This window comes from Nonomuraea purpurea, from assembly GCF_042650645.1.
GTDB lineage: Bacteria > Actinomycetota > Actinomycetes > Streptosporangiales > Streptosporangiaceae > Nonomuraea > Nonomuraea purpurea.
Window position 1 is genome coordinate 56,162 of sequence record NZ_JBHSBI010000006.1, and the last position, 24,134, is coordinate 80,295.

General features: G+C 69.3%; 25 protein-coding genes and 1 tRNA gene. 10 read left to right on the forward strand and 16 right to left on the reverse strand.

Going from position 1 to position 24,134, the window contains the following annotated elements; all coding sequences use genetic code 11:
* Positions 1-112 precede the first annotated feature (112 nt).
* A complete protein-coding gene (locus ACFOY2_RS13690) occupies positions 113-1,282 on the reverse strand; it encodes an FIST signal transduction protein (RefSeq protein WP_379528680.1) in 1,170 nt (389 codons plus the stop codon).
* Between the two features lie 172 nt (positions 1,283-1,454).
* Here ACFOY2_RS13690 and ACFOY2_RS13695 point away from each other — a divergent pair, with 172 nt between their 5' ends.
* From ACFOY2_RS13695 to ACFOY2_RS13710, 4 genes are all read left to right on the forward strand, one after another.
* Positions 1,455-2,846, forward strand: a complete 1,392-nt coding sequence (locus tag ACFOY2_RS13695) for a sigma 54-interacting transcriptional regulator (protein ID WP_379528355.1) — start codon at positions 1,455-1,457, stop codon at positions 2,844-2,846.
* A 62-nt stretch (positions 2,847-2,908) separates the two neighbouring features.
* Complete coding sequence (locus tag ACFOY2_RS13700; RefSeq protein ID WP_379528356.1) at positions 2,909-3,652, forward strand: hypothetical protein; 744 nt, start codon at positions 2,909-2,911, stop codon at positions 3,650-3,652.
* Between the two features lie 41 nt (positions 3,653-3,693).
* Positions 3,694-5,661 (forward strand): vWA domain-containing protein, encoded by a 1,968-nt coding sequence (locus ACFOY2_RS13705; protein WP_379528357.1) that lies wholly within the window; start codon positions 3,694-3,696, stop codon positions 5,659-5,661.
* Positions 5,662-5,697: 36 nt separating this feature from the next.
* Positions 5,698-6,159: a GNAT family N-acetyltransferase gene (locus ACFOY2_RS13710; RefSeq protein ID WP_379528358.1), complete on the forward strand. Its 462-nt coding sequence runs from the start codon at positions 5,698-5,700 to the stop codon at positions 6,157-6,159.
* A gap of 102 nt (positions 6,160-6,261) precedes the next feature.
* On the opposite strand, the gene ACFOY2_RS13715 is transcribed toward ACFOY2_RS13710, so the two are convergent.
* Positions 6,262-6,684 carry a DUF6292 family protein gene (locus tag ACFOY2_RS13715; RefSeq protein WP_379528359.1) on the reverse strand — a complete coding sequence of 141 codons (423 nt, stop codon included), beginning with the start codon at positions 6,682-6,684 and terminating at the stop codon, positions 6,262-6,264.
* 139 nt (positions 6,685-6,823) lie between these two features.
* On the opposite strand from ACFOY2_RS13715, the gene ACFOY2_RS13720 reads away from it, so the two are divergent.
* Entirely contained in the window at positions 6,824-6,949 is a 126-nt protein-coding gene (locus ACFOY2_RS13720; RefSeq protein WP_379528360.1) for a hypothetical protein, read from the forward strand.
* Between the two features lie 10 nt (positions 6,950-6,959).
* A complete protein-coding gene (locus ACFOY2_RS13725) occupies positions 6,960-7,391 on the forward strand; it encodes a hypothetical protein (RefSeq protein ID WP_379528361.1) in 432 nt (143 codons plus the stop codon).
* Positions 7,392-7,615: 224 nt separating this feature from the next.
* Here the strand turns inward: ACFOY2_RS13725 and ACFOY2_RS13730 are convergent, their stop codons facing one another.
* Positions 7,616-8,755 carry a cystathionine gamma-synthase gene (locus ACFOY2_RS13730; RefSeq protein ID WP_379528362.1) on the reverse strand — a complete coding sequence of 380 codons (1,140 nt, stop codon included), beginning with the start codon at positions 8,753-8,755 and terminating at the stop codon, positions 7,616-7,618.
* Positions 8,756-8,891: 136 nt separating this feature from the next.
* Positions 8,892-9,086: a hypothetical protein gene (locus tag ACFOY2_RS13735; RefSeq protein WP_379528363.1), complete on the reverse strand. Its 195-nt coding sequence runs from the start codon at positions 9,084-9,086 to the stop codon at positions 8,892-8,894.
* 136 nt (positions 9,087-9,222) lie between these two features.
* On the opposite strand from ACFOY2_RS13735, the gene ACFOY2_RS13740 reads away from it, so the two are divergent.
* Positions 9,223-10,428, forward strand: a complete 1,206-nt coding sequence (locus ACFOY2_RS13740; RefSeq protein ID WP_379528364.1) for a sensor histidine kinase — start codon at positions 9,223-9,225, stop codon at positions 10,426-10,428.
* On the opposite strand, the gene ACFOY2_RS13745 is transcribed toward ACFOY2_RS13740, so the two are convergent.
* Positions 10,388-11,758, reverse strand: coding sequence for a cystathionine beta-synthase (locus ACFOY2_RS13745; protein ID WP_379528365.1), 1,371 nt, complete (start codon positions 11,756-11,758; stop codon positions 10,388-10,390). The two genes, ACFOY2_RS13740 and ACFOY2_RS13745, sit on opposite strands and share 41 nt — an antisense overlap.
* A gap of 127 nt (positions 11,759-11,885) precedes the next feature.
* Between ACFOY2_RS13745 and ACFOY2_RS13750 the strand changes: the two genes are divergently transcribed.
* The 3 genes from ACFOY2_RS13750 to ACFOY2_RS13760 all read left to right on the forward strand — a co-directional run bounded on the left by ACFOY2_RS13750 (position 11,886) and on the right by ACFOY2_RS13760 (position 15,591).
* On the forward strand, positions 11,886-12,869 hold the full coding sequence (locus ACFOY2_RS13750; RefSeq protein WP_379528366.1) for an SGNH/GDSL hydrolase family protein: 984 nt from the start codon (positions 11,886-11,888) through the stop codon (positions 12,867-12,869).
* Between the two features lie 88 nt (positions 12,870-12,957).
* A complete protein-coding gene (locus tag ACFOY2_RS13755) occupies positions 12,958-14,301 on the forward strand; it encodes a hypothetical protein (protein ID WP_379528367.1) in 1,344 nt (447 codons plus the stop codon).
* A gap of 72 nt (positions 14,302-14,373) precedes the next feature.
* Positions 14,374-15,591 carry an acetyl-CoA C-acetyltransferase gene (locus tag ACFOY2_RS13760; protein ID WP_379528368.1) on the forward strand — a complete coding sequence of 406 codons (1,218 nt, stop codon included), beginning with the start codon at positions 14,374-14,376 and terminating at the stop codon, positions 15,589-15,591.
* Positions 15,592-15,939: 348 nt separating this feature from the next.
* Here ACFOY2_RS13760 and ACFOY2_RS13765 read toward each other — a convergent pair whose 3' ends face one another.
* From ACFOY2_RS13765 to ACFOY2_RS13815, 11 genes are all read right to left on the reverse strand, one after another.
* Positions 15,940-16,347 (reverse strand): PPOX class F420-dependent oxidoreductase, encoded by a 408-nt coding sequence (locus ACFOY2_RS13765; protein WP_379528369.1) that lies wholly within the window; start codon positions 16,345-16,347, stop codon positions 15,940-15,942.
* 57 nt (positions 16,348-16,404) lie between these two features.
* The gene (locus tag ACFOY2_RS13770; RefSeq protein WP_043628756.1) at positions 16,405-16,638 is read right to left on the reverse strand and encodes a DUF4287 domain-containing protein; all 234 of its coding nucleotides are present in this window, start codon (positions 16,636-16,638) and stop codon (positions 16,405-16,407) included.
* Between the two features lie 169 nt (positions 16,639-16,807).
* Entirely contained in the window at positions 16,808-17,599 is a 792-nt protein-coding gene (locus ACFOY2_RS13775) for a Bax inhibitor-1/YccA family protein (RefSeq protein ID WP_379528370.1), read from the reverse strand.
* A gap of 529 nt (positions 17,600-18,128) precedes the next feature.
* Positions 18,129-18,201 (reverse strand) — tRNA-Leu (locus ACFOY2_RS13780).
* A 49-nt stretch (positions 18,202-18,250) separates the two neighbouring features.
* Positions 18,251-18,766 (reverse strand): peptide deformylase, encoded by a 516-nt coding sequence (locus tag ACFOY2_RS13785; protein WP_379528371.1) that lies wholly within the window; start codon positions 18,764-18,766, stop codon positions 18,251-18,253.
* Positions 18,763-19,275, reverse strand: coding sequence for a glycine cleavage system protein R (locus ACFOY2_RS13790; RefSeq protein ID WP_379528372.1), 513 nt, complete (start codon positions 19,273-19,275; stop codon positions 18,763-18,765). Before ACFOY2_RS13790 ends, ACFOY2_RS13785 begins: the two co-directional genes overlap by 4 nt.
* A 78-nt stretch (positions 19,276-19,353) precedes the next feature.
* Positions 19,354-20,670 carry an NAD(P)/FAD-dependent oxidoreductase gene (locus ACFOY2_RS13795; protein WP_379528373.1) on the reverse strand — a complete coding sequence of 439 codons (1,317 nt, stop codon included), beginning with the start codon at positions 20,668-20,670 and terminating at the stop codon, positions 19,354-19,356.
* A gap of 95 nt (positions 20,671-20,765) precedes the next feature.
* Positions 20,766-21,560: a uracil-DNA glycosylase gene (locus tag ACFOY2_RS13800; protein WP_379528374.1), complete on the reverse strand. Its 795-nt coding sequence runs from the start codon at positions 21,558-21,560 to the stop codon at positions 20,766-20,768.
* 19 nt (positions 21,561-21,579) lie between these two features.
* Positions 21,580-22,458, reverse strand: a complete 879-nt coding sequence (locus ACFOY2_RS13805) for a hypothetical protein (RefSeq protein WP_379528375.1) — start codon at positions 22,456-22,458, stop codon at positions 21,580-21,582.
* Positions 22,459-22,522: 64 nt separating this feature from the next.
* Positions 22,523-22,849, reverse strand: coding sequence for a PadR family transcriptional regulator (locus ACFOY2_RS13810; RefSeq protein WP_379528376.1), 327 nt, complete (start codon positions 22,847-22,849; stop codon positions 22,523-22,525).
* A gap of 89 nt (positions 22,850-22,938) precedes the next feature.
* On the reverse strand, positions 22,939-24,093 hold the full coding sequence (locus ACFOY2_RS13815; protein WP_379528377.1) for a hypothetical protein: 1,155 nt from the start codon (positions 24,091-24,093) through the stop codon (positions 22,939-22,941).
* Between the last annotated feature and the right edge of the window lie 41 nt (positions 24,094-24,134).

The window sequence follows — 24,134 nt, forward strand, 5'->3', positions numbered from 1 at the left end:
CTCGGCCCGGCCAACAAGGCCGCCGGACGGCGTCTTGAAGAGCCCCTGCGACGAACCGAAGGGGTGGGAGGGGACGATGGGGCGGCCGTCCGAGCGTCAAGCGCCGGTCGGGTCAGGAGCTGCCCGTGGAGAACACCAGGACGGAGGCCGTGAAGCCGTGCACGTGGTTGTGCCCCGCCACGGGCCCCACCTCCCCCGCCGCGAAGAACCCCGCCACCCCGATGGGCCCGAGCGTGTCGCGCAGCGCGACCGGGTCGTGGTCGGCCGTCCCGAACATCGCCGAGCCGCGCCCGTTGCAGGAGAACAGCAGCGCCCCGTCCACCCTGCCGTGCTCCTCCCGGTGAGCGTCCAGCAGGTCGTAGAGGTCCTCGTCGGCCGTGGCCGCGTCACGGACCTGGAAGCGGACGGTACGGCCCACCTCGACGATGTCGCCGATGGCCACGGCCTCGCGTTCCGGGTCGATGCCGATGACCCCCCTGATCAGGAAGTCGCCGCGTTCGTGGCGTTCGGCGTATTCGTCCATGGCCAGGCCGATCTGCAGCCCGGAGGCGACCAGTTCGCGGTCGTCCTCGTCCAGCTCGCTGACGATGTCTTCGAGCCGGGCCAGCGCGGGTTGTCCGGCCAGTTCGAGCAGCAGGTTCTCCTCCGAGGCCGTCACCACCATGCTGGGCCCGATCGGGCGGCAGCCCTGGCTGACGACGGTGCTGATCTTGATGGGTCCGCTGAGCAGCACGCCGATCGCGCCCTCGGTGTAGACCTCGCCGTCGGCGAACAACCGTACCGAGCCCCGTCCCTGCAACCCGTTGGCGAGCCCGCCGATCAGCGGCAGGTCGCCGAGCACGTCGACCGAGCGTTCGACGAAGGCGTCGGTCGGAAAGCTGTACGGGTCGGTCAGCAGGATCGCCACATGATCGTCCCGGCTCCGTTCCGGCAGGCCGACCACCACGAACCGATCTTCTGCCGTCAGGGTCTCCAACGCGAACGTCGTGAGCCTGGCCCCGTCCAGCGTGGCGGCCCAGGCGCTGACGGCGGGGGTCAGCTCCACCCCCTGCCCGTCTCCGATCACCCCCGTGGCGCTGCATCCGATCACGTGCGCCTCGGGTGCGAGTTTCATCGCGGCCGCTCCGGCCCTGGCGACGTCATCGGGGTCGTCTCCGCAGATGAAGAAGCAGACCAGGTCGGCCTGGCCGCTGAGCCTCGACAGTGCCCGCCTGACGGCGGTCTCCGCGGCCTCCACCAGGTCGGAACCCACGGCGAGGCCGTCGGCGAAGCGGCTCGTCATCACTGCCATGGGTCTCGCCTCCCTCGACATGTCCTACGTTCCCTAGGCCCGATTCTCCCCACTAAAGGGACAAGCACGCCCACTTACCGCCACCCAATAGTCAAGATCCGAAATCTCCGCCAGATGCGAAACTCTCTGCCGCATTCCCCCAAGGGGACGTAGTCTCGTTCCCGTGCATCAGCCACGTATTCTCCGCGAGTTGCGAGAGAGCGGCCACGTTCATCGCACCGTCAAAGCCGAGGTCAGGGAAAATCTGCTGGCCAAGCTCCGGGCCGGCGAACCCCGCTTCCCCGGCATCGTCGGCTTCGACGACTCTGTCCTGCCGCATCTCGAGCGGGCCCTGCTAGCCGGGCACGACCTGGTCCTCCTCGGTGAGCGCGGCCAGGGCAAGACCCGGCTCATCCGCACCGTCACCGGCCTGCTCGACGAGTGGACCCCGGTCGTCGAGGGGTGCGAGATCAACGACCACCCGTACGCGCCGGTCTGCACGCGCTGCCAGGCGCTGGCGCGGGAGCTGGGCGACGAGCTGCCGGTCGCCTGGAAGCACCGCGACGAGCGCTACGGCGAGAAGCTCGCCACGCCCGACACCTCCGTGGGTGACCTGATCGGGGACGTCGACCCGATCAAGATCGCGGAGGGGCGCCGGCTCGGCGACCCGGAAACGGTCCACTACGGCCTGGTCCCGCGCACCAACCGGGGCGTCTTCTCCGTCAACGAGCTGCCGGACCTGGCAGAGCGCATCCAGGTGTCGCTGCTCAACGTGCTGGAGGAGCGCGACATCCAGGTACGCGGCTACAACCTGCGGCTGCCGCTCGACATCCTGCTGATCGCCAGCGCCAACCCCGAGGACTACACCAACAGGGGCCGGATCATCACGCCGCTGAAGGACCGCTTCGGCGCGGAGGTCCGCACCCACTACCCGCTGACGGTGGAGGACGAGCTCACGCTCATCCGCCAGGAGTCCGTGCCGGACATCGGGGCCGACGTCCCCGAGCACCTCGTCGAGGTGATCGCCCGCTTCACCAGGCTGGTCCGCGAGTCGACCGCCGTGGACGCCCGTTCCGGCGTCTCCGCCCGCTTCTCGATCGCGGCCGCCGAGACCGCCGCGGCCTCGGCCGTGCGCCGGGCGGCGCTGAAGGACGAGGACCAGGCCGTCACCCGCGTGGTCGACCTGGCCGGCGTGGTCCACAGCCTGCGGGGCAAGGTCGAGTTCGAGGTCAGCGAGGAGGGCAGGGAGACCGAGATCCTCGCCCACCTGCTGCGCAGGGCGACGGCCGAGACGTTCAGGACCCGGCTGGGCGGCATGGACCTGTCGGCGATCACCGACAAGTTCGCCGAGGGCAACCAGGTCGAGTCCGGCGAGCTGGTCTCCGCGGGAGATCTGCTGCACCGGATCGGGCCCGTGACGGGGCTGGCGAAGGTCATGTCCAGGCTGGGCATGGGCGCGGGCGAGGAGTCGCCCGGGCACGCGGCGGCGGCGCTGGAGTTCGCGTTGGAGGGGCTCTACCTGATGCGACGGCTGTCCAAGGAAGACCTTGATGGGGTTTCCGTTTACCGCACGTGAACATCGGGGCGGTCTCCGGCGTCATACCTTGTAGCTGATCACGCCGTCGGGGGAGACCGCTCATGCGCCTGTTTGCCTGTGCCACCGCCATGACCGCCGCCGTGTGCGGCGGCGCCGTCGTCGCCGTACCCGCCGAGGCCGCGGCAACCCAGGTCGCCTACGGCTACGCCTGGAGCGACGGCGACGGCCGTCTGCGCGTCGTGCCCAGATCGGCCACGTTCGCCAAGCCCGGTTACCGGCTGAAGACGCTCTCGGGGGCCAAGGAACTGCGGCTCGGCTACGCCGCGGCGGCCTTCCGCCGGGTCACGGTGGCTTGCGACCTGAAGGAGACCGAGGGCCGGGTCGCGCTAGACGCCAAGGGCCTGGGGCGTACGTCCTGCGCGCCCTCCCACCTGACCGCGGAACTGGCGCGCGGCGCCACTCCCCTGCGGATCGAGCACCGCGGCGGCCAGGCCGTGAAGATCAACGAGTTCCTGGTCACCGACCGTCCCGACTCGCGTTCCGCGCGCGGCACGATCAAGCGGATCAACGACACCACGGTCCTGTTCGCGACGGGCGGAAAGACGATCAAGCTCGGGTACGCGTACACCACCGCCTTCCTGCGCACCACGGCCCGCTGCTCGGACGGCTGGCTGGCCGGCAGGCCGGTCAACGCCGACAGGAACGGCCTGGGCGGCAAACAGTGCTCCTGGACCGATCTCACCAAGGCGCTCAAGACGGTCAAGCACCCCGTGCTGGTGAAGGTCGACTACACGCCGGGAGTCGACTCCCTCGACCAGGTGCAGGAGGTCTTCGGCGACGCGTAGGGGGCGCGTGGACGGGGTTCTCGCGTTAGCGTGGTTTCGTGATGGCCTTTCGCTATGGCGAGTACCACGACGGCCCCGACCCCCTCGCGCCCCCCTACGACGTGCGGGCGGCTCTCGACGAGATGGGCGATGCGATCCTTTCCGGCTCGACGCCCGTCCACGCGCTGCGCGACCTGCTCAAGCGCGGCCTGCCCGGCGCCGCCGACCGCCGGGGCCTCGACGACATGCTCAAGGAGGTCCGCAGGCGCCGCCGTGACCTGCGCGAACGCGGGCGGCTTGACGGCACGCTGGAGAAGGCTCGGGCGCTGCTCGACAAGGCCATCGGGCAGGAGCGGGCCGAGTTGTTCCCCGATCCGTCCGACGACGCGCGGCTGCGGGAGTCCGAGCTCGACGCGCTGCCCGAGGACACGGCCGGCGCCATCCAGGAGCTGAGCACGTACGAGTGGCGCTCGTCGGCGGCGCGGCAGACCTTCCAGGAGCTGCGCGACCTGCTGCGGCGCGAGGTCCTGGACAGCCAGTTCAGGGGTCTGCGGGACGCGCTGGCCAATCCCGATCCCGAGGCCATGGAGCGCGTCCGCCAGATGATGGCGGACCTGAACGACATGCTGGACAGGGACTCCCGGGGCGAGCACACGCAGGACGACTTCGACGCCTTCATGGCGAAATATAGTGATCTTTTCCCTGAAAAGCCGCGCACCCTCGACGAGCTCGTCGACATCCTGGCCCGCCGCGCCGCCGCCACCCAGCGCATGCTGGCCTCGATGACCCCGCGCCAGCGCGAAGAGCTCGCGGGCCTCATGAACCAGACCCTCGAACAGGCCGGTCTGGCCGACCAGATGCGCCGGCTCGGCGAGTCCCTCTACGCCCGCCGCCCCGACCTGGCCTGGAACGCCCCAGAACGCCTCACCGGCGAGGAGCCCCTGGGCATGGGCGACGCCGTCACCGCCCTGGAGGAGCTGGCCGACCTCACCCAGCTCGAAACCGCGCTGCGCCAGGACTACCCCGGCGCCAGGCTCGACGACATCGACGAGGCCGCCGTACGCCGCGCGCTCGGCCGTTCCGCGGTCGACGACCTGGAGGCGCTCAAGCGCATCGAACGCGAACTGGAGGAGCAGGGCTACCTGCTGCGCCGCCGAGGCAAGCTGGAGCTCACGCCCAAGGCCGTCCGCAGGCTCGGCGAGACGGCGCTGCGCCGGGTGTTCTCCTCGCTCGACGCCGGACGGCGCGGCGACCACGACCAGCACGACGCGGGCGCCGCCGGCGAGCTCACGGGCTCGTCCCGGCCGTGGCGCTTCGGGGACGAACAGCCGATCGACGTGGTGCGCACCCTGGTCAACGGCGTCCGCAGCGGCGGCATCGTGCCCGGAGGCGGCGGCGCAGGCACGGCCGTGCGCCTGTCCGTGGACGACTTCGAGGTGGCCGAGACCGAACGCCGCAGCGCCGCCGCCGTCTGCCTCCTGGTGGACCTGTCGTACTCGATGGCCCTGCGCGGCACCTGGGCGTCGGCCAAGCAGACGGCCCTGGCCCTGCAGGCCCTCGTGGCCTCCAAGTTCCCGCAGGACGCCGTCCAGATCATCGGCTTCTCCAACTACGCCAGGGTGCTGCAACCCGACGAACTGGCCGGCCTCGACTGGGACATGGTCCAGGGCACCAACCTGCACCACGCCCTCCTCATCGCCGGCCGCCACCTCGACCGCCACCCCGACTTCGAGCCGGTCGTCCTGTGCGTCACCGACGGGGAGCCGACCGCCCACCTCATGCGCAACGGCAGGTCGGCGTTCGAGTGGCCGCCCTCGCACGAGACGCTGGAGCTCACGCTGTCGGAGGTCGACAAGATGACGCGGCGGCGGGCCACGATCAACATCTTCATGCTGGCGGGCGACGAACGGCTGAAGGAGTTCGTGGACGAGGTGGCCCGGCGCAACGGCGGCCGGGTGTTCTCGCCCAGCGCGGAACGGCTCGGCGAGTACGTGGTCAGCGACTTCCTCCGCCTGCGTCGCGCCCGCTGAGCGGGTTTTGTCGGTGCTACCTGGCAGACTCCGGGCATGAGCGAAACCGTGCGGCTGAGGGACGTGGTAGAGGCCGACCTGGAGGCGTTCCTGGAGCACGAGCACGACCCGGAGGTCGCCAGAAGGTCGAAGTTCCCGCCACGGGAGCGCGAGCGCTTCATGCGCCACTGGGAGAGGCAGATCCTCGACGACCCGACCGTCTTCGTCCAGGCGGTCATGGTCGGCGACGAGCTGGCCGGCAACGTCGTGGCCTGGTGGGAGCACGATCGGCGCTTCATCGGCTACGTGTTCGGCCGCGCCTTCTGGGGCCGCGGCATCGGCACCGAGGCCCTGAGGCTCTTCCTGGCCGCGGAGAAGACACGGCCCCTGTACGCCGATCCGTTCGGCGGCAACACGGCTTCTGTGCGGCTGCTGGAGCGGCACGGGTTCCGGCGGGAAGGCGTCGTCCAGCACGGCGACGACGAACACATCATGCTGGTGCTCCGCGACACCCCGTAGACCAGGGTTTGGAGCTCCCGCGCTCACGAAGAGGGCACCGGGCAGCGTACCGTCCAAGATCCTCTTTCGCGGACGTTCGGCCAGAAGCCCGGGCTGTCGGGGTCAGACGTCGATGAAGCGGGAGTAGAAGTCGAGGGCGACGTCGAAGCCGTCGCGGCAGTTGCGGTGGGAGCGGTAGCAGGGGCGCCAGGCCGAACTGGCTCCGACCCCGGCCCTGGCGTCGTGGAGGGCCGGGGGGACGCGCTCCGGTTTGGGCAGGAGGCCGTGGCCGAGGTAGCGGACGCCGGTCAGCTCGGTGTGCCGGCCCCGGGCGCCCGAGACGAAGCCGCCGAGACGCCAGCCGCTCTCCTCGTCCCACACGAGGGCGTTTCCGTCGGTCAGCCGGAGTGTGGCGTCGCGCGGATCGCAGGGGCCCTCCCACCATTCCGACACTTCGACTCCGAGCAGGCCCACGACTTGGCGCACGTAGCTGATCGGTTGCTGCAGCCACTCGTCGGTGTACGGCTCGACGTGCCTGATGGCCACGGACGGCACCCCCTTGTGCCCTAACGGTAAGGAAAAAGGAACGGTTAACAACCTTACCGGCGGCGAACTTATTCCGTTGCACGACCGTCTAGTCATTACGGACGATATTTACGTCCGAGACGGGGAAGGAGGGGTTCCTATGATTGCCGCGGTTCTCCTCATCGTGCTGATGGTCGTCGCCGTGGTGGCCACCGAGCTGATCATGCGCTGCTCTGAGAAGAGCAAAGAGAGTGTCGAGTCATCTATCGAGATCGCCGGGGACTAGTCTCGGCGGCATGTCGTCCCTGCTTCTCTGGCTGCACATCGGCTTCGCGATCTTCACGATCGGACCAGTGACCGCCGCGACCATGACCGCGCCGCGTGTCATCCGCAACAAGAACGTGCCCGCACTGCAGATCATCCAGCGCATGACGAGGATCTACAGTCTGGGCTCCATCGGAGTGTTCGTGTTCGGGGTGGCGCTCGGCGCGACCTTGGGCAACGGGGTGCTCGGCAAGTGGTACATGACGGCCTCGATGACGTTGTTCATCGTGGCCGCCGTACTGCTCGTCCTCATCGACCGCGACCTGCGCACGGCCGTCCGGGTGCTCTCGACCGAGAACGCCGAGGACGACGTGAAGGCGCAGATCGGGCGGATCGCCGCGATCAGCGGGCTGCTGTCGGTGATCTGGCTGGTGATCCTCTTCCTGATGGTCGTCCCACGCTGACCAGAACCGGCCCCTGATCCCCGATGGCCTGGGCGCTGAGTCGCCCGGATCGATCCCTGATCGAGCCGGTTCCGGCCCTGGTTCCGGTCCCTTTCCGGTCCTGGTTCCCGCGCCTGGTTCGGGGCCGCGCCACAGCCGTCCCCGAACCAGGCCGGTCCCGGCCGCATCGCCGCCGGTTTCGGTCGCACCGGGTCGCGGCGTGCCGGGCCGATCGTGGCCCTGCGCTAGGCCAAGGCCTGGGTGAGGTCGGCGAGCAGGTCGTCGATGGTCTCGATGCCGACCGAGAGCCGCACCAGGTCTTCAGGCACCTCCAGCGGCGACCCTGCCGCCGAGGCGTGCGTCATCCGGCCGGGGTGCTCGATCAGCGACTCCACCCCGCCGAGCGACTCCCCGAGCGTGAAGAGCTTGGCCCGGTTGCAGACCTCCACGGCCTCGGCCTCGCCGCCCGCGACCCGGAACGACACCATCCCCCCGAACCGCCTCATCTGCTTGGCCGCCACCTCGTGCCCCGCGTGCTCGGGCAGCCCCGGGTAGAGCACCTGAGTGACGCGCGGGTGCGCGAGGAGGAGGTCGACGACGCGTTCGGCGTTGTCACAGTGGCGGTCCATGCGGATGCCGAGGGTCTTGAGGCCGCGCAGCGTCAGCCAGGAGTCGAACGGCCCCGCCACCGCCCCCATCGCGTTCTGGTGGTAGGCGAGCTCCTCCCCCAGCCCCCTGTCGGCGACGACCAGCGCCCCGCCGACCACGTCGGAGTGCCCGCCGACGTACTTGGTGGTGGAGTGCACGACGACGTCGGCCCCCAGGGACAGGGGCTGCTGCAGGTACGGCGAGGCGAAGGTGTTGTCCACGACCAGCAGCGCCTCGTTGTCGTGGGCCATCCGGGCCAGCGCGGCGATGTCGGCGATGCCGAGCAGCGGGTTGGTGGGCGTCTCGACCCAGATGACCTTGGTCTTCTGCGTCATGGCGGCGGCGACGGCGTCGAGGTCGTGCAGCGGCACCGGGTCGTAGTGCAGGCCCCAGTGCTCGTAGACCTTGGCGAACAGCCGGTAGGTCCCGCCGTAGGCGTCGTTCGGGATGATCACGTGGTCCTGCGGGCGGCACACGGCACGCAGCAGCGCGTCCTCGGCGGCCAGCCCCGATGCGAACGCGAGCCCGCGCGTCCCGCCCTCCACCGCCGCCAGCGCCTCTTCGAGCGCGGTCCTGGTGGGGTTGGCCGAGCGGCTGTACTCATATCCGGAACGCAGCCCGCCCACGCCGTCCTGCTTGTATGTGGAGGTGGCGTAGATGGGTGGCACGACCGCGCCAGTCAGCGGGTCGGGCTCCTGACCTGCGTGAATGGCCAGGGTTTCAAAACCGTTGCTCATAAAGGCCACGTTAACGGAAGTCGGCCCGCGATCCGGTCCCCTCCGGATCGCGGGCCGCTCACGGACGCCGTCCCCCAACGGCCGCCCGTAGTGGCCCGCGCGCCATGCCCGCGCGAGCCAGGTCCTCAAGAGCCCGTCAGGCCGCCTTGGGTCGGCGGCGGTCGTCTCCCGTCCTGGGCGGGAGGCGTACCACGTCCGCCCTGACGAAGCGTCCGCTGCCGCCCTGCGCGTCTTCCCCGTTGATGCGGGAAAGCAGCACGGGGTCGGCCACCGCGAGCAGCACCCCGACGATCAGCCCGACACCCAGCAACGCGAACCCGATGGCCAACATTTCTCTCCCCTTCCGACACATCCCAGCATCGGCGACAGGCCCCCGGCGCCGCCTCCGCTGAAGGGCTGGTCTGCGGCGATCCCCCTCGGCCGAACGGTGGATACGACTTGTCCGACTTCCGGCCTAGGCTCGTGGCGTGGCGGATTCCCAACGCGTCGTCTACTGGATCCGGCGGCTGAGCGAGATCGCGATGGTCGGCTGGCTGGGCATGATGCTGATGCTCGACCTCGTGCTCGCCGGCGTCACCGGGGGCGTGCAGTGGCTCGTGCCGATCTGCGGCGTGGTCGGCATCGCCGCCGTGCTGTTCAGGCGCAGGCGCCGGCTGGAGTGGTTCACCTTCCTGCTGGCCCTGTCGTTCGTGGTCTCCACGCTGACCGGGGGCTCCGGGCTCAAGGGCGCGCCCGGCATGGCGGAGACGGGCGCGCTGCTCGTGCTGCTCATCGGGGTGCTGCGCCACATCGAGCCGGTACGCAAGGCGGCGGCGCTCGCGTGCGTGACCCTCGTCGTCCTGATGACGGAGGCCTTCAGCCGCGACTACAACGACACCGGACTGGCGTTCGCGTTCCTGCTGTTCGCGGGGTGGTCGATGGCCGCGGGGGTCGGCGGCTACCTGCGCTTCCAGCAGGAGCGCCGCACGGAGGCCGTCCATTCCGTACGGCGTTCTGAACGGCTTGAGCTGGCCCGGGAGCTGCACGACCTGGTCGCCCACCACATCACCGGCATCGTGGTCCAGGCCCAGGCGGCCCGCACGGTCGCGGAGACCAGGCCGGAGGCCGTCGCGCCGGCGCTCGAGGCGATCGCCACGGCCGGGTCGGAGGCCCTGACCTCGATGCGGCGCATGGTCACCGTGCTGCGCACCGAGGACGACGCGGCCCGCAAGCCCGGCGTCACCCTGACCGACCTGCGGCTGCTGACCGAACGTTTCTCCGCCGACGGGCCGAAGGTGGCGTTCGAGATCGGGCAGGGCCTCGACGATCGCACGCTGGCGCCCGAGGTCATGACCACCCTGCACCGGGTGCTCCAGGAGTCGCTGACGAACATCCGCAAGCACGCCTCCCGCACCGCCTGGGTGGAGGCGGACCTGCGGCGCCACGAGAAGGTGGTGGTGCTGCGGGTGCGCAATTTCGGCGCCTCGTCGGATCCTCGGGTCTCCCGCCTCGGCGGCGGGTTCGGGCTGGTCGGGATGGCCGAGCGGGTCGAGGCGCTGGGCGGCAGGCTGTACGCGGGCCCGTCGCGCGAGGGTGCCTGGGAGGTCGTCGCCGAGTTCCCGCTGCCGGACGCCGGCGGCTCCTCCCAGGGCGTCAGTGGTTCGCCAGGAAGGCGAGCAGGTCCTGGCGGGTGATCAGCCCGGAGGGTTTGCCGTCTTCCAGCACCACGGCCGCATCCGCCTTTTCCAGCGCTTCGACCGCACGCGCCACAGGTTCACCACTGCCGATCGTGGGTAGCGGCGCGGACATGTGCTCAGAGATCGGGTCATCAGCGGACAGTCGCCTGTGGTAGAGGCCCTCCAGGAGGTCGCGCTCGACGATCGAGCCGATCACCTCGGCCGCCATGACGGGCGGCTCCTCCTTCATGACCGGGAGCTGCGACACCGAGTACTCGCGCATGATCGAGATGGCCGTGCCGACCGACTCGTGCGGATGCGCGTGCACGAACTCCGGCAGCCCCGGCCTCTTGCGCGACAGCACGTCACCGACCAGCCCCTCGTCGGAGGTGGTGGTCAGGAAGCCGTAGTCGGCCATCCAGTCGTCGTTGAAGATCTTGGACAGGTAGCCTCGGCCGCCGTCGGGCAGCAGCACGACGATCACGTCGTCGGGCGTGCCCTTGGCCGCCACCCGCAGCGCCGCCACGACGGCCATGCCGCAGGAGCCGCCGACCAGCAGCCCCTCCTCGCGGGCGAGCCTGCGGGTCATGGTGAAGGAGTCCTTGTCGGACACCGCGATGATCTCGTCGCAGATCTTGGTGTCATACGTGGCCGGCCAGATGTCCTCGCCGACGCCCTCCACCAGGTAGGGACGCCCGGAGCCGCCGGAATACACCGAGCCCTCGGGGTCAGCCCCGATGATCTTGACCCGCCCGTCGGACACCTCTTTGAGGTAACGCCCGGTGCCGCTGATCGTGCCGCCCGTGCCGATGCCCGCGACGAAGTGGGTGACCCTGCCCTCGGTCTGCTCCCACACCTCCGGGCCGGTGGAATGGTAGTGGGAGTCGGGATTGTTGACATTGGAGTACTGATCGGGCTTCCAAGCGCCCGCAACCTCGCGGGCCAGCCGGTCGGAGACCGAGTAGTAGGAGTCGGGGTGCTCAGGCGAGACGGCGGTCGGGCAGACGACGACCTCCGCCCCGTACGCGCGCAGCACCGCGATCTTGTCCTGAGCCACCTTGTCGGGCACCACGAACAGGCACCGGTAGCCCTTCTTCTGGGCCACGATGGCCAGGCCGACGCCGGTGTTGCCGGAGGTCGGCTCGACGATCACGCCGCCGGGCCGCAGCTCGCCGGACGCCTCCGCGGCCTCGATCATGCGTGCGGCGATGCGGTCTTTCACCGACCCGCCCGGGTTGAAGTACTCGACCTTGGCGAGCACCTGAGCGGGCACCCCCGCGCTGACATTGTGGAGCCTGACGAGCGGCGTGTTGCCCATCAATTCGACCAGGGAATCGTAAACGCGCACCGAGGTGTTCACCTTCTTTGCCGAAGCTTGATCAGCTTGCCCATGGCCGAGATCCAGTGGGGGTGGCAGGCCCTCGGCTACTTTTCAAGCAAACGCTACCGCCGACTTCGACCAGGGAGGGTATTGCGTGGTCTGGCCAGCGGGTATGGCGCGCGCGGCGCGGAAGATCGCGACCGCGGCCGCGCTCGGAGGGGGCGGGCTCACGGCTCTCGGAGCCACGGCATACGGCCTGCTGATCGCGGAGGGCCTGCTCGCGCGCAAGGCCATCGGCCAGCCGCACGGGCTGGACGGCCCGCCGTCCGACGGCGCCTACGGCGACTTCTCCGGTGAGCCGATCAGGATGGCGATGCTCGGCGACTCCACGTCCGTCGGCCTCGGCATGACCGACCCCCGTCACACGCCTGGCGTCATCCTCGCAAACGGCCTGGCCGCGGTCGCCGAGCGCCCGGTCCGCCTGCTCGTGGCGGGCAAGTCGGGCGCGCCCTCGGCCGAGCTGGGCGAGCAGGTGGACCTGGCGCTGGCGATGGAGCCCGACGTGGCGGTGATCTTCGTGGGGGCCAACGACATCATCACGCAGACGCCGCCGGCGGTCGCCGTACGACATCTGACCAAGGCCGTGCGGCGGCTGCGGGACGCGGGCGTCGAGGTGGTCGTGGGCACCTGCCCCGACCTCGGCACCGTGCGGCCGATCGCGCAGCCGCTGCGCTGGGTGACGCGGCGCTGGAGCCGCCAGCTCGCCGCCGCGCAGACGGTCGCGGTCGTGGACGCGGGCGGGCGGACGGTGGCGTTCGCCGACGTCCTGGGGCCCGCATTCGATACAAACCCGACAGAAATGTTCGGACCCGATCGTTTCCATCCATCTGACCGAGGTTACGCGCAGGCCGCTTACGCGGTGCTACCGTCAGTGTGCGCTGCGTTGGGGCTGTGGCCTGAGCCGCAGTCCGCACGCGGCGAAGCACTGCAACCGATTTACCTCGCGGCGGCCACGGCCGCGGAGGAGCCCGGCACCGAGGTCACCGCGACCCGGGTCGACGGGCGGACGACGGGCCTGCACGGGAAGTGGGTGACGTTGCTCCGACGACGGCTCGGCGAGACGCTCGACGACGCCTGACGGCTCGGCGTGCGTCCGATCACGCTCCCCGCCGGTCACCCTCCGAGCCGAAGCCGCCACTCCCCGTACTCTTTGGAGTGGATTGCCTGTGCTCCGGCCCCTCTGGACCACATCCGTCGCCCTCGCCGGAACCCTCGCCGTAGCCTCCTGCTCCGGCAGCGACGCGGCCACCTCGGCCTTCCCCGCCTGGCACAACTCCCAGGTCAACGCGGTCAGCCGGATGGCGGCCGCAGCCGGGATCGTCGCGGTCACCTCGATGAAGCCCGACGGCACGCTGGAGACGGTCGCCGCCGGCCTGGCCGACGGCAAACGACTGTGGGCCCACCCGGCCACGATGGCTGGCCGCCTGCCCGGCATGGGCGTCTCCGCGCCCGCGGTCGTCGAGACGTCGCGGGGCGAGGGGGTGGTCGTCGCGCTCGACCCGGCCAAGAAGGGCCAGTGGAAGGCCACCCTCGTCGCCCGCGACGCCCACACGGGCGTGCAGAAGTGGACGAGGCCGGTGCATTCGACGTTCGGCCCCCAGCGCTGCGGCCCCTACGTCTGCATGTCGGAGCACACCGCCCTGTCCAAGGCCCGCATGGTGGTGCTGGAGCCGGCCACGGGCAAGCTCCTGTGGAAGCTGCCGGGCATCTCCGAGGTCGAGTGGGCCGGCCAGGGCCGGGTCCTGCTGCTCAGGCTGGCCGCCAACCCCATGGTCGAGTCGTACGAGCTCAAGACCGGCAAACTCCAGTGGCAGCAGCCGATCGAGCAGGCTCTGGGGCCGGGCATCGACATGTCGGGCGGGTGGGCGTTCGGCGTGGCGGGCGAGAACCTCGTCGGCTACGTCGCCCCCTACACCAACCCCCAGACGAAGAAGATCTCCACCTTCGGCCTCTTCTCCGTCAAGATCGGCGACGGGACGATCAACTGGATGCGGCCCTCGGTCGTCCGCGTCTACCCCAGCGGCAGCCCCGGCTTCGCCCCGGTCGTCCGTCCGGTCGACCGTCAGGGCGCCTACGGCGGGTTCGCCCGGCTCGACGCGGTGACCGGGCGGGTGATCGGCCAGGTCACCGCCTCCGACGTGCCGGGGTCCGGCTGGTGGCTGGCCTTCCCCGACCGGATGGACAAGCTCGGCTTCCTCAAGCACAACGCCACCGGCACCGCGTTCGACATCGTCTCCGGCAAACCCGTGCCCGCCAAGGAGGAGCGCGGCTGGTCCTTCTGCGTCACCGACCCCAAGCCGCTGCCGCTGCGCGGGCAGGCGCCCGGCTTCTACTCCACGGCCGCCATCTGCGAGTACGACCTCGGCACCGGCAAGCGGGTCGCGGGGGCCACGACGCCGCCGCCGTGGTTCACCGGGAGCCAGGAGGGGTGGCGGCTGTGGCGGGACGAGAAGGGCGGCATCCACGCCCTCAACGACCATGTCGCCACCGTTCCGGGTATGTACGGGTGAGTCTGCCCCATTGAGCGCTTGCGGGAAGGACTGGAATATAGTTCTACTATTAGCGCCGACCAAGGAGGAGCCATGCCCGAGGCAGTCATCGTCGCGACCGCGCGTTCCCCGATCGGACGGGCCTTCAAGGGCTCGCTCAAGGACATCCGCCCCGACGACCTGACCGTGCAGATGATCCAGGCGGCGCTGGCCAAAGTGCCCCAGCTCGACCCGTCGACCATCGACGACATCATGCTGGGGTGCGGGCTGCCCGGCGGCGAGCAGGGGTTCAACATGGCCCGGGTGGTGTCGGTGATGCTCGGGCTCGACAACGTGCCCGGCACCACCGTGACGCGCTACTGCTCCTCCTCGCTGCAGACGACCCGGATGGCCTTCCACGCGATCAAGGCCGGCGAAGGCGACGTGTTCGTCTCGGCCGGGGTCGAGACCGTCTCCCGCTTCGTCAAAGGGAGCTCCGACTCGCTCCCCGAGACGCACAACCCGGTCTTCCTGGACGCGCTGGCACGCACCCAGAAGTTCACCGAAGGCGGACAGACCTGGCACGACCCCCGCGAGGACGGCGACGTCCCCGACATCTACATCGCCATGGGGCAGACCGCCGAGAACCTCGCCCAACTCAAGGGCATCACGCGCAAAGACCAGGACGAATTCGGGGTCCGGTCGCAGAACCTGGCCGAGAAGGCGCTGGCCGACGGGTTCTGGCAGAAGGACATCACGCCGGTGACCATGCCCGACGGCAGCGTGGTGAGCAAGGACGACGGGCCCAGAGCGGGCACGACGTACGAGAAGGTCGCCACCCTGGCCCCGGCCTTCCGCCCCGACGGAACCGTCACCGCCGGCAACTGCTGCCCGCTGAACGACGGGGCCGCCGCCGTGATCGTGATGAGCGACGTCAAGGCCGCCGAACTCGGAATCACACCGCTGGCGCGGATCGTGTCCACGGGCGTCACCGGGCTGTCCCCGGAGATCATGGGCCTGGGCCCGGTGGAGGCCAGCAAGCAGGCGCTCGCGCGAGCCGGGATGGCCATCGACGACGTGGACCTCGTCGAAATCAACGAGGCGTTCGCGGCACAGGTGATCCCCTCTTACCGGGATCTGGGCATTCCCCTGGAACGGCTCAACGTGAACGGAGGCGCGATCGCCGTGGGGCACCCGTTCGGAATGACGGGCGCGCGCATCACCTCCACCCTGATCAGCAGCCTCCACCACCACGACAAGTCCATCGGCCTTGAGACGATGTGCGTAGGCGGCGGCCAGGGCATGGCAATGATCCTCGAACGCCTCTCCTGAATCGTGCCCCGCACATGGCGGGCCCGCCTTCTTCGTCACAGCAAGCCCCAAGTCCCCCCAGCCGCCACTGGGGGCACTTGGGCGTCGGCGCCCAAGTGCGGTGGGCGGGTGGCCTTCCCCGCGCCGAGACGGCGGGATGTGGGACGGCGGGGATCGGCGCTATGGGACGGGCGGACCCCAGGGCGGGCCACGGAACTCGGGCAACGTGGGCTCGCGTAGCGGCGAGCCACCGTCATCCGGTCAGCGGCCGTTCCCCTGGAGGCCCTCTGCCACGTGCGGCGACTGGGGGGAGGTGGCTTGCCGTAACGGAAGAAAGGAAGGCCCCGGCAACTAGAGGCGGGGCGGGGGCTAGCCGTGACGGTCGGGGCCGGCGTGGGTTGGTGTGATGCGGAGGATCACGCGATGCTCGCGGAGCATGGCGGCACGGTAGTCGTCCCAGTCGGGATGCTCCCCCGAGATGTCCCGGTAGTAGGCGACCAGATGATCCATCGCGTCGGGGAGGGGGATGATCTCGGCGGTGCCGTCCAGTTGGAGCCAGTCGCCGAAGAAGGCGTCCGTGAAGACGCAGAGGGAGACGTGCGGATCGCGGCGGATGTTGCGGACCTTGGCAGCCGTCTCCCTGGTGCTGACGATGGCGGCGCTGCCTTCGACGCCGGCCAGTACGGGGGACATCTGCGGGCGCCCGTCGCGATGTCTGGTCAGGAGGATGGCGCGGTGGTGGGTGCGGAGGAAGCCGAGTGCCTTGTCGAGGTCCATTCCCCCATGATGACGCGCCCGCGCTTGAAGCAGCGCGGGCGCGTGGGCGGGATGGGCCTAGATGAAGCCCATACGGTTACGGCGGTGCCGCTCGTGCTCGTGCACGATCGCAGCAGCGTAGCCGTGGGTCAGCCCGTGCTCGTCGGCGAGCCAGTTGGCCCGCTCGTCACACCTGAGGAAAGCCGGGCCGTTGTCGATGGCTTGAAACCACTCTGGGAGTTCGCGTCCCGTTATAGTTGGGACTCTTGCGATCAGCTTCGTCTGCGTCTCCGGTGAGTGGTTCAAGGACATGGGCACCTCCGCGAATACAGGGTCCTTTGCTCGACCCTGCAACACCATCGCCCAGATGGCAACCCCTCAAGCAGGCAGGATTTCGTGACGGCACGTAGATTTTCGGTCGCACAGGGAGAGGGCCCCGCCGGAACGGCGAGGCCCTCGATGGTTACGCGGGTGTGAACGATCAGTCGCTACTACTGAAATAGCTGACGAACCGCAGCACCTCGAGGTAGATCCAGACCAGGCTCAGCGTGAGACCGAAGGCGCACTGCCAGGCGAACTTCTCCGGAGCGCCCTGCTTGACGCCCTGCTCGATCGAGTCGAAGTCGAGCAGGAGGAAGAAGCAGCCGATCAGGATCATGACGATGCTGAAGGCCCAGCCGATGGGGCTGTCGGTGCGCAGACCGAGGCCGCCGTCGTTGAAGAGGCCGACGATCATGTTCACGAGCAGCAGCCCGATGGCCGCGATGCCGGCGGCGAGGCCGAACTTCACCAGCTTCGGTGTGACACGGATGATGCGCAGGGAATAGACGGTCAGCACCGCGCCGAACGCGAATGCCGTGCCCAGGACCGCCTGCAGCACGATGCCGCTGATCATGCCCTCGAAGACGGAGCTGATCTTGCCGAGGAAGACGCCCTGGAAGACCGCGTACGCCAGGATGAGCGCCGGGTTGGTGCTCTGCGTGAACGAGGCGATCAGTCCCAGGACCAACGCGACGATGGCGGCGCCGATGGCGATCATGGGCGGGACGTTGAGTATCCACGCGGCGGCCGCGGCCACGACGAGCGCGCCAAGGGTGAGGAAGCCCCGCACCACGACGTCGTCGAGGGTCATGGTCCGTTGCGCGGGCCGGGACGGGGGTGCGTACGACGGCGAGTCGTACATGTTCTGCAACTGGTCGGGCGACGGGGTGGGTCCTGCCCACCCCCCGGCTTGCTGCCGCGACCGGCTGAATACGGGGTTCTTGCTCTCCATCGCTGCCTCCTGTGACGACGAGCCTACGGGGCGCACCGCCACCTTGGTCAACCGACGCTCAGATCGATGTTTATTCGGGACTTCGGCTCCATCGCCAACGAACGTGCGGCACCGGAAGTTCCCAAGGTCACCGGGAGTGTCCTGGCCGGATGCCGGGACGCGCCGCCGCTCGCCGCCCGAGTCGTCCTCCACATGTTTTCCCATGCGAAAAGGCCGGTAGTAAAGCGTAGTCAAGCATTCACGGAAAGAAACATTCCGAGAACGGCGAAGACGGCAGAAACCCCGCCGCTTGTCAATATGGCGGGAAGCCGAAACTCAAACGAGTCGGCAACCTGCACGGGAGAGCATACTCGCCCTCTCGGCGGAGCCCTCGACCGGGCTCTCTGTCACCGTCTGAGCACCTCTGAGTAGCCGAGGAGAGCGCAGGTGCGTAACAACTCGATATCGGCCGTGAACAGCAGAGCGGGGCCTACCGGACGATCGCGGTAAACCTCCAGGTCAACGACCTAAAGGCGAAGAAGATGGCAGGTGCCCCCGGCGGGATTCGAACCCGCACGTCAACCCTTTTAAGGGGTTTGCCTCTGCCATTGGGCTACGGGGGCGCCGCAATCATACGAAACAGACCATGCTTCCGAGTAGCACAACTTCATATCAGGCGTCACAACTGTGAAGTCTGCGGTGAAGTGATAGTGCTCCCGACACTCTGCCCAAGAAGAGTAGACCGTCCAGATGGTCCAGTTGGTGCTGAATGCAGCGAGCTTCGAACGCGTCCGCTTCGATGGTGACGGGCTCGCCGCTGCCTGGCAAATGCCCATGTACGGTGATACGCGTCGCCCGCAGGACATCTGCCGTCAACCCCCTGATGGAGGTGCACCCCTCGCGCCCGTGATCCCAGTGGGAGGCCTTCACGAGCCGTGGATTGGCCACGACGAGCTCTCCGGCCCACGATCGACTCCGAGGGTGGAGCCGGGCGTCAAAGGCGATCAGCCGCAAGCTCAGGCCGATCTGGGGGGCGGCCAGCCCGGTCGCGGACGGCGTTCGGCGCAGGGTCGCCAGCAGATCGGCGGCCGCGGCCGTCACGCCGGGGTCGGCCGGGTCCACCGCGGCCGCCTCGGCGGACAGCAGGGGGTGCGGGGCGCTGATCACCTCACGCGGGGTTCCCCTCACAACAGGTCCGGTTCGACGGGGCGGAAGGTGATCTCGGAGTCGAGGCCGGCGCCGACGGTGGCCAGCCTGCGCATGAGCGCCGCCACGTCCACCTCCTTCGGCAGCTCGACGTCGGCGATCAGCACGTAGAGGCGCCCGGTCAGCCGGGTGCTCATCCCGGTGATGTTGCCGCCGTCCGCCGCGAGCACGGCGCTGATGGCGGAGATGATGCCGGGACGGTCGGGGCCGTGCACGGTCAGCACGTAGCCCAGGCCCCAGCCCTCGTCGCAGAAGTGGCGGCTGGCCGCTATGGCCGAGGCGGTCACCACGAGATCGGGCGCGCACAGGCGTCTCATCAGCTCGGCGGAATCCAGATCACCCGACACCAGCAGCATCATCGCCACATGACCGCCGAGCAACGTCATGGTCGAGTCCTGGATGTTCGCCCCGCATTCGGCGAGCGAACCGGTGACCGCGGCGATCACGCCGGGCCGGTCGACGCCGAGCACGGTCACCGCTGAGAGCCCCACCCGTGGTACCCCTTCCGCTTGCGACCTGGGGCGCCGAAACGCCCCGGCGATGATCACCGGGGCGCTGCCGTACCCGGGCTAGCGGCGGGTCGTCGCGACCGCGGCCCTGAAGCCCTCGCGCGGGTGCTCCATCTCACCCAGTGAGATCGTCTCTCGCTTGAAGAACAGGGCCAGGGTCCAATCGACGACGACACGGACCTTGCGGTTCAGCGTCGGCACCCGCGACAGATGGTAGGTGCGGTGCATGAACCACGCAGGGAATCCGCGAAGCTTGACGCCATAGACATTGGCGACGCCCTGGTGAAGTCCCAAACCGGCCACCGATCCGACATACTTGTGGCGGTATTCGGCAAGTTCCTGACCATGCAGATGCCGGACGATGTTGTCGGCCAGCACCTTGGCCTGGCGGACGGCGTGCTGGGCGTTCGGGGCGCAGTACTGGCCGGGGTTGGTCACGTCGGGCACCCCTGCGGCGTCGCCGGCCGAGAAGGCGTCGGGCGTGCCCGCGACGGTCAGCTTGGCGGTGGCCTTGATCCGCCCGCGCTCGTCGAGCGGCAGGTCGCTGTCGTTCACCACGGGGCTGGGCTTGACGCCGGCGGTCCACACGAGGGTCTCGGCGTCGAACTCCGTGCCGTCCGACAGCACGACGTGCCCGTCCGCGCAGGACTCCAGCCTGGTCTCCAGCTTGACCTCGATGCCGCGCTCGCGCAGTTGCTCCAGCGTCCACTTGCCCATCTCGGGGCCGACCTCGGGCAGCACCCGGCCGGTGGCCTCCACGAGCACCCAGCGGATGTCGGCGGGCCCGATGTTGCGGTAGTAGCGGGTGGAGTGCTTGGCCATGTCCTCCAGCTCGGCCAGCGCCTCCACACCGGCGAAGCCGGCCCCGACCACGACGAACGTCAGCGCCCTGCGCCGCACGTCCGGGTCGTCGGTGGACTCGGCGACGTCGAGCAGGTGCAGCACGCGGTTGCGCAGCGCGATGGCCTCGCCCACGGCCTTGAACCCGATGCCGATGTCGGTCAGCCCGGGGATGGGCAGCGTGCGGGAGATCGATCCCGCGGCCATCACGATCACGTCGTAGGCCACCTGGCGCGCCTCGCCCTCGGCCGGCTGGAAGGTGACGGTGCGCTCCGCGTGGTCGACCTTGGTGACCGTGCCGTTGAGGACGCGAACCTTGGGCAGGATGCGCCGCAGCGGGGCGACCACATGCCGGGGCGAGAGGTTACCCGCCGCCGCCTCAGGCAAGAAGGGCTGGTAGGTCATGTAGGACTGGGGGTCGATGATCGTGATGCGTACCTCGCCACCACGCAGCTCCCGATGGAGCTTGCGCTGCAGCCGGAGCGCCGTGTACAGGCCGACGTATCCACCGCCGACGATCAATATGTGCTTGTTCATCCTGCGGCCCCATCCTTCGTGGAGTGCTTGTGAAAGCATTCACAAGCTTACGTCAAGCCCTCTGGACGAATCCAATCCGGACGTGGTGCAACGCGTCACACAGCCAGTGACCTGGCCCTGGTGAAGACGTCGTCCAGCATTTGGGCGGTGACGCGACCGGTGAAGGTGTTCTGCTGGCTGGGGTGGTAGCAGCCGATCAGGGTCACGGGCGCCGCGCCGTGACGGATCTCGAACTCGACCCCGTGCCCGAACGCCGGCCTGGCGCGCGGCAGGTCGTAGCCCGCCTCCTTGAGCGCGGGCCACATGGCCTGCCAGGCGTAGCCTCCGAGCGCCACGATCACCCGCACGTCCGGCGCGACCAGCTCGATCTCGCGGGCCATCCACGGCAGGCACGCGCTCTTCTCCGACGGCGTCGGCTTGTTCGCGGGCGGCGCGCAGCGCACCGAGGCGAGCACACGCGCGTCGATCAGCTCCTGGCCGTCGCCGGCGTGCGTGCTGGTCTCGCGCCTGGCCAGGCCGCTGCGGTACAGCGAGGCGAACAGCCAGTCGCCGCTGCGGTCGCCGGTGAAGATCCGCCCGGTCCTGTTGCCGCCGTGCGCGGCCGGCGCCAGGCCGACCAGCAGGACCCTCGGGTGCTCGGCGCCCCATCCGGGAACGGGACGGCCCCAGTACGTCTCGTCCGCGAACGCGCGCCGCTTCACCCGCGCGACCTCCTCGCGCCACTCCACCAGGCGGGGGCAGGCACGGCAGACGGACTGCCGGGCCGTCAGTTCCGCGAGGGTGCCACTGGCGGCGGCCAGGCGGCGCACGTCGGCGGGGTCGTGGGCGACCGGGGTGTCGGCGGTGGCCGGGTCGCCGGGCCAGCCGGTGCCGGGAGGTACGAAGCTCATGACACCGTATGGTGCCCGATCAGCGGGTCGGCGTCGGGCTGGGCGTGGCGCTCGGGCAGGCGGGCGTCGGCTCCGGCATGGTCTGCCCGTCTCCCGTGAAGCCGTCCTTGACCAGCGGCAGCGGGTAGCGGTTGAGCACCGATTCACCGCACGACTCGTCGACTCGGTAGCCATACATCCCCGGTTGGGTGGTCAGCGGGTTGCCGTCCTGGTCGTAGAGGTAGACCTCGCGCAGCGGGGTGCCGTCCTTGGCATAGGGCTTGATGTTGTAGACGTCATCGCTCGCCGACGCCCTGTCCGGCCAAACCTGCGGCTGCGGCGCCGCCGCCATGGCGACCGTCCGGCCGTCCCATTCACGCGACTCGGCCGTCGCCATGCCCGCCAGCAGCGCCAGCAGGGCGACCAGGTTGACCCCCACCGCCAGCAGGGCACTCCACCGTCTGCCCGCGCGCCTGCCGAACCAGACCGACGCCCACACGCCGAACGCGACCGCCGCCCACTCCCCGACGTTGCCGGGGACGAGCCCGCCGTTGCCCGACATCGCCAGCAGCAGCATGGCCAGCACGTAGCCGCGCAGCACCCACCAGCCGGGCCGCAGCTCCGGCAGGAAGCCCACGAAGCTCCTGTAGGACTCCTCCCCCATCAGCCGGGCGTGCGCCCTGCGCGGCCACTCACGCGGGCCCCAGCGGCGTTCCCCGCGGCTTCTGGGACGATCTCCGTAGGCGGCCGCCAGCTCCTCCGCGTAGAGCTCCGGCGGGCCCAGACGGATTTCGAGCGGCAGATCGGATTCCGCCGCGATCTCGATCAGGTGGTCGTCGAGGTCCTCCAGCAGCTCCTCCCGGTCGGGATGGTCGGCCAGGGCATCCCGAACGACCTGCGCGTACTGGTCGGGAGTCATGAACCCTCCCCCTCCTTCGTCGGGCCCATGTTTCCTTGCCTATTGATGACCTCGACAAGCTCGGTCATGATTGTCCCTCCTTGAGCAGGGAAGCCATAGTGTCCGAGAAAGCGGTCCACGTCTTGGTCGACGTCGCGTACATGTCCCTGCCGACCTCGTTGAGCCCGTAGTACTTGCGGTGCGGCCCCTCGTCGGAGGCCACCACGTACGAGGTCAGCGCGCCGGCCTTGAACAGGCGGCGCAGCGTGCCGTATACCGAGGCGTCGCCGACCTCATCCAGGCCCGCTTCCCTGAGTCTGCGCACCACGTCGTAGCCGTAGCCGTCGCGCTCGTTGAGCACGGCCAGCACGGCCAGGTCGAGCACGCCCTTGAGGAGCTGACTGCCATCCACGCGATGAACACTACTGCGCAAAGCGTAGTAGTGACAACAAGGAAACCGGGCGGCACCCGGAGGTGCCACCCGGTTCATGGATCAATCACTCACCCAATGTGCTTGGGGGGCAACACCGGGCCGGTGCTGGTGCCCGGCTCAGGAACCTCGGGCTTCTTGCACGGAGCGTACGACTGCGTGACCGAGTCGCTGTTGTTCGGCCCCGAGATGGACAGCATGACCCTGCCGCCCTTCGCGTCGGCACGATCCAGGTCCTCCGACAGGGAGTCGACGTTCCTCAGGCCACCGCCGCGGCCGAAAAGGACCTCGCCGCTGGAGACCGTGCGGCCGTTCAGCAGCCAGCTCCAGCGAACCTTGCCGGCGCCGGTCGAACGGATGCTGCCGATCCCGCTCACCCGGCAGGAGCCCGCGGTGGAGACGGAAGCGGAGGCGGACACCCTGGTGTTCGTCTCAGGCCGGTCCCAGCCGCCGTCCTTGCACCAGACCTTGTAGTAGGCCCGGTTGGAGGAGGCGCCGTCGGAACCGAGGACCTGCAGCTGCGCCCAGCCGCGCTGGCTGCTACGCGGCGAGATGCCGAAGCTGACCTTGCGCGCGTCGTGGACCTTGACCTTGCCGTAGTCGACCGCCTCGCCGTTGAGAACCCAGCGGTAACGGACCCACGACGGGCGGTTGGTCTTGATCAGGCCGACGAAGTCGACCTTGTCACCGGGCGTCGCGCAGGAGCCCACGTACGAGGACGGGCTCGCCCATGCGCGGGCCGAGATCCGCTTGTCCAGGTGCGTGCGCTCGACCTCCTGCGGCTTGACGCAGGAGACGGAGAAGTAGCCCTTCTTCGACGTGGCCTTCTTCGGACCGAGGACCTGAACGGCCTCCCAGCCCTTGACGTCCTCGTCGAAGGTGAGGGTCTGCTTGACCGTCACCGTCTTGGTGCCGTTGCCCTTGAGCCTGATCACGTTGACCTTGCCCTTGGACCCGTCACCGTGCAGCCACCGGTAGGCCAGCTCCGTCTTGCCCTTGACCGCAACCTTGATCTTGGACGAGAAGTTGACCTTGACCGGACAGGCTCCCTCGAAATCACGATCGGAAGCCTTGGGCGTGTAGACCGAGACCTTCCCCTTCGAGGTGCTCTTGGTCGCAGTGGCCGCCTGCGCCGGGCTGGCGACCAAGCCTGCGGCCAGAGCGGCCAGCACCGCGGCGGACGCTCCGGCCGCCGCCGCCTTACGTGCTAAACCAACAGACATCATGTGAGAGTGCTCCATTCCGTGAGGGAAGAGACGCGCTCGGG